Source organism: Desulfospira joergensenii DSM 10085, assembly GCF_000420085.1.
Lineage (GTDB): Bacteria > Desulfobacterota > Desulfobacteria > Desulfobacterales > Desulfobacteraceae > Desulfospira > Desulfospira joergensenii.
This window is the reverse complement of record NZ_ATUG01000001.1, coordinates 2105651-2118327: the sequence shown is the minus strand read 5'-3', so window position 1 is coordinate 2118327 and position 12677 is coordinate 2105651. Positions and strand designations below refer to the sequence as shown.

General features: G+C 51.6%; 11 protein-coding genes and 1 pseudogene. 5 read left to right on the top strand and 7 right to left on the bottom strand.

The window, feature by feature from the left end; genetic code table 11:
* Positions 1–7: 7 nt before the first annotated feature.
* From F608_RS0110810 to F608_RS0110800, 3 genes are all read right to left on the bottom strand, one after another.
* Positions 8–745: a type VI secretion system-associated FHA domain protein gene (locus F608_RS0110810; protein ID WP_022665656.1), complete on the bottom strand. Its 738-nt coding sequence runs from the start codon at positions 743–745 to the stop codon at positions 8–10.
* A 10-nt stretch (positions 746–755) separates the two neighbouring features.
* A complete protein-coding gene (locus tag F608_RS0110805; RefSeq protein ID WP_027362656.1) occupies positions 756–2765 on the bottom strand; it encodes a hypothetical protein in 2010 nt (669 codons plus the stop codon).
* Between the two features lie 189 nt (positions 2766–2954).
* Entirely contained in the window at positions 2955–4349 is a 1395-nt protein-coding gene (locus F608_RS0110800; protein WP_022665654.1) for a sigma-54 interaction domain-containing protein, read from the bottom strand.
* A gap of 730 nt (positions 4350–5079) precedes the next feature.
* On the opposite strand from F608_RS0110800, the gene trxA reads away from it, so the two are divergent.
* Genes trxA through F608_RS0110770 form a run of 3 tightly spaced genes read left to right on the top strand, consistent with a single transcriptional unit; the run spans position 5080 to position 9063 of the window.
* Positions 5080–5379, top strand: coding sequence for a thioredoxin (trxA, locus tag F608_RS0110780; RefSeq protein ID WP_022665650.1), 300 nt, complete (start codon positions 5080–5082; stop codon positions 5377–5379).
* A gap of 40 nt (positions 5380–5419) precedes the next feature.
* Complete coding sequence (locus tag F608_RS31495) at positions 5420–7504, top strand: ASKHA domain-containing protein (RefSeq protein ID WP_022665649.1); 2085 nt, start codon at positions 5420–5422, stop codon at positions 7502–7504.
* A gap of 14 nt (positions 7505–7518) precedes the next feature.
* Positions 7519–9063 carry a universal stress protein gene (locus tag F608_RS0110770; protein ID WP_022665648.1) on the top strand — a complete coding sequence of 515 codons (1545 nt, stop codon included), beginning with the start codon at positions 7519–7521 and terminating at the stop codon, positions 9061–9063.
* A gap of 45 nt (positions 9064–9108) precedes the next feature.
* Here F608_RS0110770 and F608_RS0110765 read toward each other — a convergent pair whose 3' ends face one another.
* Together F608_RS0110765 and F608_RS0110760 are read right to left on the bottom strand one after the other, a co-directional pair.
* The gene (locus tag F608_RS0110765) at positions 9109–9759 is read right to left on the bottom strand and encodes a DUF1638 domain-containing protein (protein ID WP_022665647.1); all 651 of its coding nucleotides are present in this window, start codon (positions 9757–9759) and stop codon (positions 9109–9111) included.
* A gap of 78 nt (positions 9760–9837) precedes the next feature.
* Positions 9838–10026 (bottom strand): hypothetical protein, encoded by a 189-nt coding sequence (locus F608_RS0110760; protein WP_022665646.1) that lies wholly within the window; start codon positions 10024–10026, stop codon positions 9838–9840.
* 224 nt (positions 10027–10250) lie between these two features.
* Here F608_RS0110760 and F608_RS37350 point away from each other — a divergent pair.
* Positions 10251–10694: pseudogene (locus F608_RS37350) on the top strand (DUF2284 domain-containing protein); the annotation flags it as partial.
* Positions 10695–10735: 41 nt separating this feature from the next.
* Entirely contained in the window at positions 10736–10897 is a 162-nt protein-coding gene (locus tag F608_RS36900) for a DUF2284 domain-containing protein (RefSeq protein ID WP_244154264.1), read from the top strand.
* A 200-nt stretch (positions 10898–11097) separates the two neighbouring features.
* Here the strand turns inward: F608_RS36900 and F608_RS0110750 are convergent, their stop codons facing one another.
* Both F608_RS0110750 and F608_RS31485 read right to left on the bottom strand, forming a co-directional pair.
* Positions 11098–11871 carry an SDR family NAD(P)-dependent oxidoreductase gene (locus F608_RS0110750; protein WP_022665644.1) on the bottom strand — a complete coding sequence of 258 codons (774 nt, stop codon included), beginning with the start codon at positions 11869–11871 and terminating at the stop codon, positions 11098–11100.
* Between the two features lie 76 nt (positions 11872–11947).
* On the bottom strand, positions 11948–12583 hold the full coding sequence (locus F608_RS31485; protein WP_022665643.1) for a Crp/Fnr family transcriptional regulator: 636 nt from the start codon (positions 12581–12583) through the stop codon (positions 11948–11950).
* Between the last annotated feature and the right edge of the window lie 94 nt (positions 12584–12677).

The following is a 12677-nucleotide window of genomic DNA, read 5'->3' as shown; positions in this document are numbered from 1 at the left end:
TCCTCCCTTAAATTGATATTTTTTGGCAGTTCTTTTCAAATTCCCGTAAAAAAGACTCCATGAACCGGCCGGATTCAAACCATTTTTCAAATTTTCCAAATTTGAGCTCATACTCTTCATAGTATCTGGATTTGCGCATGGGGGTCAGTTTGGAAACCCCGGCCTCTTTTTCGATTTTTTCAGGGGAAAGTTCCTCCAGAATCTGCATGACCTTGGCATGGGCCGCTTTTTTGGCCGCTTCCTGGGCTTCGAAAAAGGCCTTGCCGATCTGGCCGATGTAGCTTTCCAGGGGTCTGGCCCGGTCGCTGCCTTCCAGGTGGAATCCGATGACCTGGCGGATGGTCTGGTCTGAATCCTGTTTTCCTACCAGGGTGGTGTTGATCACGGATATCACCTGGTTCAGGGATTCAAAAACCGTATTAATGGAATCGGCAAGACTCTCCAGAAGCTCCTCCGAGCTTAGGTCCACCTGGGAGATGTCCCTTCCCAGGAGCAGCTTGATCACCCTTCCCAGGACATGGTCGTCAATGGATACTCCTGGGGAACCCCCTGCATGTTCTCCAGAATTCGGTCCGGGACCCTCAAACCGCTCGATCAGCCTGTCCAGGGTCCTGATCTTATCGGCCGGTTCCAGGGAGGCCAGTTCGCTGCCCAGGAAATCGTCCATCCGGTACTCGCTCCGGTCCCCGTGTTTCCGGAAAATCTGACGAATCCTTTCTTCCATGTTTTGAAGGTCTTTTGTCATCCATTCACCCTTATTTTTTCGGAGGGATTATGATTGTCTTATCCAGATCGTCCTCTTCGCCGAAGAAACCGGTGTCCGGTTCTGCCGGTGTCGGTGATTGACCCGGGGACAGCACCACGGTTTCCTCCATCTCTTCGAAATCATGGGTGTCATCACCTGCACCATCATCTGAATCCGGGGGAACAGGCCCCTGCAGCACCACGGTCTCTTCAAAAAAATCATCGGGCTCGGGCGGCTTCTCTGCAGGCTCCTGCCGGTTTTCCTCCGGAGGCTCCGGGGCTTCATCCGGGGAAGACAGGACAATGGTTTCAAGGACATCCTCTTCCATGTCCGCCAAAGGAGCAGGGGATGCCTGGGCCCATCGGGTCCGTAAGGATTTCAGCATTCCGGCGATGGCCTCTTTTTCCGGCAAAGACTCTTCCGGGGCTTTTTTTTGTTCAGCCGCATTATTTTCCTCCATGGGCCGGGCTTCCCAAAGGGGAGCCGCCGGGGCCGGGGGCCGGGTTGAAAACAATTCGGTTTGAATCTCCTGCTTCAGGGATTTCATGTCCGCGAGCAGTCCGGCCAGGCAGGATTTCAGATCCCGGCCAGGTTCCTGTTTCAGCAGGGAAAGGCCGGTAAACAGGGTTTTGAACCAGAACGGCTCCCACTCCCCGGGAATGGCCTGGGGCCGGGGCTCCCAGAAGATATTTTCCGGGGCAAGACCGGGAAATTCCCGGACCAGGGCCTGGGAGTCAAAGGAGTGCCCGGCCGTCTGGTGTCCGGCCAGGCTCCCTGCCAGGTCATAAACCGCACCGGGGCCCTGGTTGCTGTTTGCCAGAAAGGTATGGAACCAGAGGCGGACCATAAAAACAAGATCCCGGTTCTGGGTCAGGACATGTTGGTCCCGGTTCAGGTGAACATCGGACACAAGGTCAATGACATTCAGGCTGAAATCCCAGAAAACCGGAAGTATCCCCTTGTCCGGTCCGGGGCGGATCCAGATGCTGTGGGCGGAAAAACCGGGCAGGGATGGGATATCCCCTTTCCGGCTAAAACATCGGACAAAGCTTTCCAGAAAAGAGAGCTTTAAATAAAGGACCTCCAGGAAAAACCTTTCGTCCTGTTCAAAGAAGAACCGGGGAGTTCCTTTCCGGCCGAGGCATTCCGTAAAATCAGCCCCCCGGACGGTCATGGACAGGGAGGGAATCTGTTCAGGGGACGCCCCTGAGATGAGGGGGAGGAAATCAACGGCTTTTATGGATGCGGCATGGAAAAAAAGCATGTAAAAGGGGTAAAAGGAAAAAAAGGCGATACGGGATCCTGCTTTTTCGCCGGTGATATAGCATTCGGCATGGCCAGGACATTCAAGGCAGGGAAAATTTCCGGAAGCCCTGCTTCTGAGCCGGTTGAAATCCCGGATCAGATCAAACCGGTCTTTTACAAACACCCGGTCTTCCGAAGACCGGGAAAACTGGTAAAAGGCGGGGTCTGCCTTGGCTCCGTGGCACCGTGGGCAGTAAAGATACCGGTGCAGGGAGGTATAATAGGGGAAGAGCCCGGCCCCCTTTAAGGCCTGGTCATCCTTGCACAGGACCAGGGGCTCTCCGCATTCGGGACAGGGGGGCTGGAAAAATTTTTTCTTTTTTTTGCAGAAAAACAGGGAATGGAAGGCAAGGGGCTCTTTTTCCCGGCCAGGGGGCCCCGGGAGAGTAAAGGCGATTTCGTCGCCGGTATAAAATCGAAGGGTCTCAATCCAGATCCGGTCCATATCTGCATTGGTAAGGGGATGTAAATCGTCCGGCGGGATGGGATAATGGTCTCTCTGGGTCAGCAGGAAAAAGGGCGTAACGATTTGGGAAGGCCCTGTTTTTATACCGGCTTTTACTAATATTGAAAAATTCCCCCCGCTGTCTGCGATCTGAAAAGGAGATGAATCGCCCGGACTTGATTCCGGTCCCCTCTCCGGGACAGGAAGATCCAGAACAAACCCCTCCCTGTCAGATTCGATGTACGGAAGCAAGGATATAAGCGTATCCATTTTTCCCCAAAAAAGCCTGATGAGTTGCCGTTTTTAAATTGGCGAAGAAGGGAATTAGACTTTAATGTACAGAGGATCTCTAAAGTCCCTGTCCCTAAAATCGCCTTCCAGCCCGATGAACATAAGTTAGAATTCAGTGCTTTCAGCAGAGTATCTTTGAACTTTCAGAAAATCAACCTTTTTTGTGGCTTATCTCTGCAGGGGAATATCCCATTTTTTCATGTATTTCCAGACCGCGGTTCTGCTTTTATGGATGCGCCGTCCCACTTCCGCCTTATTCCAGTGGCACTCTTCAAGGAGCCGGACCAGGTCTTCCCGGGTTATCTTTTGAGTGGAGAATCCGGTTTTGGCAGTCGGATCCGGATCCATTGTGGGGAGGGGCCGGGTCTTGGTTTCCCGGACTTCAACGGGCAGGTCCTTTGATTCGATCCGGTCGGTTTCACAGAGAACAAAGGCGTGCTCAACAGCATTTTCCAGTTCCCTGACATTCCCGGGCCAGGGATGTTCCATGATCTTTTTCATGGCCCCTGTACTGATCTTTGATATGTTTTTCCCCTCTCTCTTATTCCCCTTTCGCAGGAAATGATTTACCAGCAATGGAATATCATCCCTTCTTTCCCGCAACGGCGGCACAGGGATGGGGAAGACCTTGAGCCGGTAAAACAGATCTTCCCGAAACAGCCCTTCCCTTGTGAGAAGAAAAAGATCTTTGTGGGTCGCAGCGATGATCCGGATATCAATTTTAATCTTTTTTGAATCGCCCACCCTTTCGATCTCTCTCTCCTGGAGAACCCTTAATAATTTTACCTGCATATAAGGGGTGAGCTCCCCGATCTCGTCGAGAAATATCGTCCCCTGATCCGCCTCTTCAAACCGTCCCTTCCGGTCCCTGTGGGCCCCTGTAAACGCTCCCTTGACATGACCGAACAATTCGCTTTCCAGCAGGGTTTCGGACAGGGCCGAGCAATTGACCGTTATCATGGGTTTTTTATCGTTGACGCCGTTGTAATGGATGGCCCCGGCCACCAGTTCTTTGCCCGTGCCGCTTTCCCCCTGGATGAGGATATTGGCCCGGCTGTTTGCCGCGGCCCGGATTGCATCAAAAACATTCTGCATGGCCGTACTTTTCCCGATGATATTGCCGAGCCGGTATGCCTTTTTCAGTTTTCTCTGGGCCTCTTCCGCGGTCTGTTTTATTTTTTTTAATTCTGTCAGGTCGGTGATGGTTTCCACAATGCCGAGCATGTGGCCGTCCTCATCCTTTGCCAGCCTTGCGTTTTTGATAACCGGGATGTCATGGCCGTCCCTGTGACGGATAAAGCACTCTTTTGCCTCGGTTCTGCCATGTTCGATCACCCCGCATTTATGGATATTGGCCGGGCATTTTTTACCGAAACACCGGCTGCATTCAATCAGGGAGCAGGTTTTTCCGATGGCCTCGCCTGCGGAATAGCCGCTGATCTTTTCCATGGACTTGTTCCAGGAAGTGATGATTCCCTGGGAATCCAGGGTAAAAAGCCCCTCGGCCATGGTATCCAGGATTTGATTTAAAAAGTGTACATTCCAGATTTCATGTGTTTTCATTGCCCGTCCTGTCTCCATGGAAAGATGATCTTAGGCCACCTCTAATCATTGCCTTTTGGCCCGATTTCTGCGTTGCAGGATAATTTTAATCCTCGAAATATTCCATATATTCCTCCGGTTAGAATTTCCCCGCGCCTTGAACTCAAACCAAAATTCTAATTATTAGAGATACCCTTTAATGTAAAGGATATGGTAACGTTACCGTTACCACTCGCATTTTACAAGAAAATTTTTTTTGGAGCCTATTCTTTTGGGATTTTCTCCTGAAAGGGAATTTTTTTCTTTTTGCCTGCCGTCCGGCAGGAATCCCGCATTCATGTGGATATGCCCATCCTGGGAAGAATCCAGATCTGCGCCAGGAAATAGATGCCGAGAAAAATTAGGATATAGCCCATGTCGTCCAAGGTTTGCCTCCGGTGTATACGTGTTTTCCATCTTTAAAATAAGCAAACCATATGCCAGGCTGGTGGAACAGCATTGCCGGGCTGTCCCGGAAGGCTTTTCAAAGGCGGAACAGGGATTTCCAGGGTCCTGGAACGTTACCGGCGTTACCTTTCCCGGGTCCATATCCATCCCAGGGGCGGATATGGGTCAGGCGGCAAAAGCCTTTAAAATTATTTCTTTTAATTTTAAAGGCTTAAAAGGTGTTTTTAAAAATTCTCTGATTTGGCATAGAACTTGATCTAAAAAAATTGAGATCATTTTGAAACCCGATATAAAGGATAGAAAGATGAACAAAGAAGAATTCCAGTCTGAGCTTAAAGGAAAGACCGTGCTTGCGGATTTCGGAGCTTCCTGGTGCGGTCCCTGCCGGGCAATGGCGCCTGTGATCCGGGAACTCAGGGATGAATATGCGGGCAGGACATCAATCCTGGAAATTGATATTGACTCCCAGAAGGTCCTTGCCACAGATTATATGGTTCAGAGTATTCCCACGCTCATCCTCTTTAAAGACGGTGTGGAAATCAAGCGGTTTGTCGGTCTTCAGTCAAAATCGACTATTGAAAACAGCCTGGATGCGGTATTATAACCCATTGCCTTCATACAAAAAAAATCAGGGGAGGTCCGCCATGGGAAGATGCATCAACCATCCCGATATTGAAACCAACTACCTGTGCATGAAGCACCAGATCCATCTCTGCGAAGACTGCCTGGAGTGCCGGGACCCGGATCTTTACTGCAAGTTCAGATCCTCCTGCCCCATTCATTTTATCTCCCTGAAAGGGTTTGATGAAAAACCGGAAGAAAAAGAGTCTGAAACGGTTTCTGTTGTTTTCCAACCCGGGGGAAACAGCGTAACCCTCCCCAAGGGGGGCAATCTGCTGGAAGCCGCCCAAAAGGCGGATGTCTATGTCAATGCCTCCTGCAACGGCAGCGGATCCTGCGGCAAATGCAAACTGATCATCGAATCAGGATCCTTTGAAACCGGGGATACCGGCCTGCTGAGTCCCGTGGAAAAGGAGAGGGGAGTTGTCCTGGCCTGCCAGGTCGAGGTGAAGAATGATCTTGCGGTCCGGATTCCCGAAGAGACCCTTGAGAAAAAGCTGAGGGCGGAGGGAATGGGGAATGAGGCCACCCAAAAGCTCATGGGCTTGGTCAGGGAGATGGATCCCATTGTTAAAAAATATATCCTGACCCTTGATGTCCCCAGCCTGGACGATACGGTCAGCGATCTGGACCGGCTCAAGCGGAGCCTGAAACGAAACGGGTGCGATATCTTCTCCATGAGTACGGACCTTGGGGTGATGCGCCAGCTGACCCGGTCCGTAAGAGAGGACAATTGGCAGGTCATTGCCTCGGTGCTCCAGAAAAAATGTTCCACCCAGATTGTGGATGTCCGGCCGGCCAACCAGGCCCTCCGGTCTCTGGGAATGGCCGTGGATCTGGGGACCACCTCCATTGTCGTCTATATCGTGGATATGGAGACCGGTGAAATTCTAAGTGCGGCATCGGGGCATAACCGCCAGGCCGCCTGCGGGGATGATGTGATCAACCGCATTGTCTGCTCTGAAAAAGAGGGGATAAAAAAATTAAAGAAAATGGCCCTGTCCACCATCAACAACCTCACCGAAAGAGCCCTGATCCCCCTGGAAGAGACCCACAGGCAGATCGAAAACATCGTGGTGTCCGGAAATACGACCATGGTCCATCTTCTTCTGGGAATCGAGGCAAAGTATATCAGAAGAGAACCCTATATCCCGACGGTATCGGAGTTTCCCGTCATCCAGGCCGCCCATGTGGGGCTCAAGGCTGCCCGCTACGCCGGGGTCTTTGTCATGCCCGGCCCGGCCGGCTATGTGGGCGGGGATATTGTTTCGGGCATCCTCTATACCGGGATGCACCGTTCCAATAATCTTACCCTTTTTATCGACGTGGGAACCAACGGGGAAATCGTACTGGGAAACGACGAGTTCATGATGACCGCGGCCTGTTCCGCCGGTCCGGCCTTTGAAGGGGGCGGGATCCGATGGGGCATGCGGGCGGAAACCGGTGCCATGGAAAAAATCTTCCTGGACCCTGCCAGATTTGATCCTGAATATGAGACCGTTGACAGCAAACCGGCCCGGGGTATCTGCGGTTCGGGGATGATCGATCTCATGTCCGAGATGATGGTCAAAGGAGTGGTGGGACAGGACGGCAAGTTCCGTTTGGACAGCCGCCACCCCAGGATGACGGTGTTCAACGATGAGCCTGCCTTTATCCTGGAGTTTGCCGAAAATACCGATATGAAAGAGGATATCATCTTCACGGAATCGGACATCCGGAGCCTGACCCTGAGTAAGGCAGCCGTTTACGCCGGATTCACCGTTCTGATTGAGAAGATCGGCATGGATTTTTCCATGGTCCGCCAGATGATCATCACCGGTGGATTCGGCCAGTTCCTGGATATTGAGAAGGCCGTTTCCATCGGCCTTCTCCCGGACATTGACCGGAAAAAATTCAAATACATGGGCAACAGCTCCATTGCCGGGGCCTACATGGCATTGCTGTCGGGAAAATTTCGGCAGGAGGCCATCGACATATCCAATCGGATGACCTATGTGGATTTTTCCAGCAGCACCCGGTTCATGGATGAGTTTACCAAGGCCCAGTTCCTGCCCCATACGGATTCCAGACTCTTTCCCAGTGTAAAAATTTTACAGCCTCAACACTAATATTGGAGATGAATATGTGGAAGTTCTTGCAGAAAATTACAAAAAATCTGATCCTTGCCATTCCAGTGATGATGGTATCGGGATTTGTCTTTGGAATTGTTTTTGAATCCCAGTTTCTCAAAGGCCTGATCATTCCCTTCACCTTTCTCATGGTCTATCCCATGATGGTCACCCTGAACATCCAGAAGGTATTTGAAGGGGGGGACACCAAGGCCCAGGTCCTGACCCAGGCCATCAACTTCGGGATCGTCCCCTTTGTGGCCTATTTCACCGGGCTGATATTTTTCAGGAATCAGCCTTATATGGCCCTGGGCCTCCTGCTGGCCGGACTGGTTCCCACCTCGGGCATGACCATCTCCTGGACCGGATTTGCCAAAGGAAATATCGCGGCTGCCGTGAAGATGACCGTGATCGGCCTGACCCTGGGATCCATTGCCACCCCCTTTTACGTGCAGATGCTCATGGGGGCTTCCATTGAAATCAACTTTGCCAGGGTCATGCAGCAGATCCTGATCATCGTGTTCCTGCCCATGGGGGCCGGTTTTCTCACCCGGAGGCATCTGGTAAAGAAGTACGGGTTCAAGACCTTCCAGAAGACCATCGGCCCCAAGTTCCCGGCCCTGTCCACCCTGGGGGTCATCGGCATCGTCTTCATTGCCATGGCCCTGAAAGCCCGGGGGATTGCGTCTTCCCCGACCATGATCCTCTATATTCTCATTCCCCTGGTCATCATTTACACCTTTAACTATGTGCTGAGCAGCCTGGTGGGCAAATATTTTCTGCCCCGGGGAGATGCCATTGCCCTGGTATACGGATCGGTCATGCGCAATCTCTCCATTGCCCTGGCCATTGCCATCAATGCCTTTGGAAAGGAAGGAACCAGCGCAGCCCTGGTGGTGGCCATCGCCTATATCATCCAGGTGCAGTCCGCGGCCTGGTACGTCAAATTTACCGACAGGATCTTCGGCCCTGTCCCCCTTGAACCCGATAAAGAGAAAGAGGCCGTTGCGGAACAGGCTCCTTCTTCGGCCGGAACCGAGGTCCGGGCTCCGGTCTCCATGGTGGCGGACATCCAAAAAATCCTGTTTGCCACGGATATCTCCGTCACAGCCAAATTTGCCGCCCGGTATGCCTGCAGCATCGGCCACCGGTTTAATGCCAAGGTCTGGGTCATGCATGTGGTTCCCGAGATCATGGAGGCCTATTCATCCGAAGCCGGGATCGACCTTTCCGGGCAAATGGATCAGGACGAGAAAAAAAGGCTGAACCGGCAGGCCGAGGAGCTGGCCCATGAGCAGGTCCGGAACCGGATCCACGAAACATCCCAGAAGGTGCTGGAGGAGATTCCCCATTGCCCCCTGGCCGAAGAGAACATCATCATCAAATCCGGGGACCCGGTGGAGCAGATCATTGCTCAGGCCGAGCAGGGCGGATTCGACCTGATCATCATGGGCACCCACGGCCAGGATGAGATCGAGGACATCCTCCTGGGCTCTACAGCCCAGGGCGTGATCAAGCATTCAAAGGTTCCGGTTCTGGTGGCCCGGCCGACCGGATAGAAATATTCACTGCGGTGCCATGGTCCATGGCACCGCAGTGGAACCCTATTTCAATTTTTTTAATTGATCCGTTAAAAGCCCCTTAAAACGATCAAGGCTGATGGGGTACCCCTGCATGGGAATGCCCATCCAGTCACAATACTCAAGGAAGTCTTCCGGTTTTTCCTCCATGTACTTATCCAAATATCCGATGCCGTCCAGAACCACGGCTCCGCCGGTATGTCTTGGAAAATTTTCATTGGCAGTCCCCTTATCCCATCCCTTAAAAACCTGGGTTCTGTATTTTACCCATCCCGGGGTCATAAACCAGACTGGTTCTCCTCCTGCCACCTCCTGGGCGATTCGCTGCATTTCCTCATCGCTGGCCAGCATCCCCATGCAGTGGGTGGCCTCAATGCGCCGGACATGAAGGCCCTGATCCTCAATAATGGTTTGCATCAGCCTTGTCGGGTTGTCCGGGTTGACGTAGCAATATTTTCCACCATAAACAACAATGACATCTTCTAGTTGCATCTTTGCTTTTTCAATGAACTTCACCAGCTGGTTTTCCAGCTCCCCGATGTCCTGGTGGAGCCCCGGTGTCGTATAAAATAGGTGGCTGGTATCCAGGAATCCCTGCTCCCGGAGAAAATTAAGTTCCGGGCTCATGGTGCCGCAGGCAACGATGGCCGTGTTACTGAAAGATAAATGTTTCATTTGCAGACCTCATGGTTTTTTTGCTGATCAATCAAAATCGACATGTTCAACTCCTTCCCGTTACGGAAACGGGTTGCGTTACGGGTAACGCCATTGCTTCACCAGGCCCGGAAATTCTTTCATATCCGAGGTGCCCGGATGCCCCACCGCATGGTCAGCATCCTTGATCCAGGATAGATATTCCCTTCTCCATTGATTATCCTGGAGCGCTTTGGCCGGTTTCAGCGTATTGCCGGATTGGCTGGAGTATGGAGTCAGTGATTTCACAAATACCCTCCGATTGAATTGTCCTTCCTCTCCTTTACGCTGTCAATAATGAACAGCAATCTTTATGCCATGTACCTGGGTAGGGAATTGGGAGCGACTCGGCAGGGGGTCTTTTTTTCAAAAATTTGTATGGTTGTAGTCTGTGCTAGGGATCTCAATTTATTTCTGATGTATGTTGATTTTAGTTTTTATCATTACCGGGGAAATCAAAAAAAACCCCTATAATGATCCGCTTTGTGGAAAATGGACGGATGTTTACTTTTTCAGACCAGAGGTGGGGGCATCTTTCACCGCTGGATCCAGGAGGCAAAAGGATAATGATTGAGAGCAAACAGAATTTCTCTGATGTTGAAACATTGTTTGAAGAGCATGGTCTTACGGATTACAAATGGATTGACCCGAAAGAGATTGTCGTGGCCCAATGGGTCCGGGTGAAATGCAAATTCGGGTGCCCCAATTACGGCCGGAAGGCGGCGTGTCCACCCAACACCCTGTCCGTGCCTGAATGCGAACGATTTTTTAAAGAGTACAAACATGCGGTTCTCTTTCATATCCAGGTACAATTCGACATTCCGGAAAATCGGTTTGCATGGTACAAAAAAATGACCTTGAAATTAAGCAGACTCGAACAAAAAGTTTTTCTATCCGGCTTTGAAAAGGCTTTTTTCCTCTTGTTCGGGGGCTGCCTTCTGTGCAAGGAGTGTAAAAGATGGAGCGGTCCCTGTGCAATCAGCCGGAAAGGGCCCGCCCCGCGCCCGAAGCCTTTGCGGTCGATGTTTACGCCACCTTCAAAAAATTGGGTTATCCGATCGCTGTCAGAACAGAACCGACACAATCCATGGATCGCTATGTTCTTTTGATGGTGGAATAAGAAACAATGGTGTTAATATTCTGTTCTGCCCGGGCCTGGTTTGAAAATGGTCAATAATAGACTTATGTGGGGTTGTGAACACGATAACGCTTGACAATACTTATCATGGATGTCCTCGGAATTTCGTAGCCAAGCTGGGGGACCACTTCGGTGCCACTGGCCTCAATTTGCTGGACTGTACCGCCACGAACGAAGAAAGCTCAGTTCGTGGTCAGACCTCCGTCTACCGGAAAGATGCCGCCGGTGATCCATGCAGCATTTTTCGAGGCCAGGAACAGGGCCATTTTCGCGACGTCCGCTCCCGCACCTATACGCTGCAAGGGATAGATCGAACGGATCATGGCATCGAACCGATTTTTTGCCCCATCATCCAGCCGGCCATAATTGTATGCCACCTGTGGTGTGGCAACGGTTCCCGGAGCAATGGCGTTGATTCGGACGCCCAAAGGTCCTAGTTCGAAGGCCAAAGCTCTTGTGAAGGATTCCACCGCCCCTTTTGTGGCGGAGTAGACCGTGGACGGCCGGTCCTTAAGCATGCGTTTTGCAAAGTAGGACGACAGGTTAATAACATTGCCCCGGGTCGCGGTCAGATGGCCCAGAAATACCTGAGTCAAAAGGTATGGTACCCGGACGTTCAAGGAAAAATGCCGGTCGAAATCAGCCTCCGACGTTTTGGAAAAGGGAATGAACCGGGCGATCCCGGCGTTGTTGATCAGGATATCCACCCGGATGCCCTGTTTTTCGACGGCATGAAAAATTTTTTCCACAGCTCCCTCCTGTGCCATGTCCGTCGCCACGGGCAGAACATGGGTGCCGTTCAGGGTAAGGCCGTGGGCCTTTTCCACCAACTTGTCCGGGTTTCTTCCTACGATGACAAGATCCGCACCATGGGCGGCGAAGGTCTCGGCAATGGCGAATCCGATGCCGTCACTCCCTCCTGTAATAACGGCGGTTTTTCCTTTGAATGTAATCATAACATCTCCTGTACTAATTACGGGTTATCGATGCACAGGAGTCTACCTGAAATCTTCCGGTCGTCATTAACACGGGTTAATTTGAGGTATTTTTTATCCTTGATTTGATTCTGGACAGGGATACGTCGGTCATTCCGAGATAGGAGGCCAGGTGATAGGCAGGGAGCCTTTCGGCAAGGACAGGATTTTCCTTACAAAATGTAAGATACCGCTCCTGTGGCGTATGCATGAGGAACTCGTATTCCCTTGTGAACTTCTCCTCGGCCAGGGCCTCAGCATGGGGCAGTGCAAAGTGTTCCCAAATGCCCTGGCGATTGAGCCAACGGCAAAACGGCTCAAATCCCCAGACAGAGGCCTCGACCGCTTCCAGGGTTGCGATGGTAAACAGGCTATTCTCCACCCGGGCGGACGGAGCCACAGGCCAGAGAAATTGCCCTTCAAGAAAAAGTCCCTTGTTGAACTCCCGGCCGGAAGCACCCACATAAAAGAGCCGGATGATACCCCGGTGGATGAAAAATACTTTATCCCAAATCTCTCCGGCCCTGATCAGAGTTTGTTTTGCCGGATAGCGGCGACGGACGAATCCACGGGAAAAATGGAGGAACTCAGATTCAGGAATCTGCAGTCCGTTGCCCGAATCCTTTCGCCTGTCATCCAGAATCCGTTTCAGGGCTGATTCCGGGCTGTCCAAAGAATTTTCAATGATAGTCATCTTTTTTTCCCGTTAATCGATACAAAACCAACTGCTGCTGACGGCCAGGACCTGGCTGCCCACTATGACATTTTGTTTCGGGAAGGTTTTTATG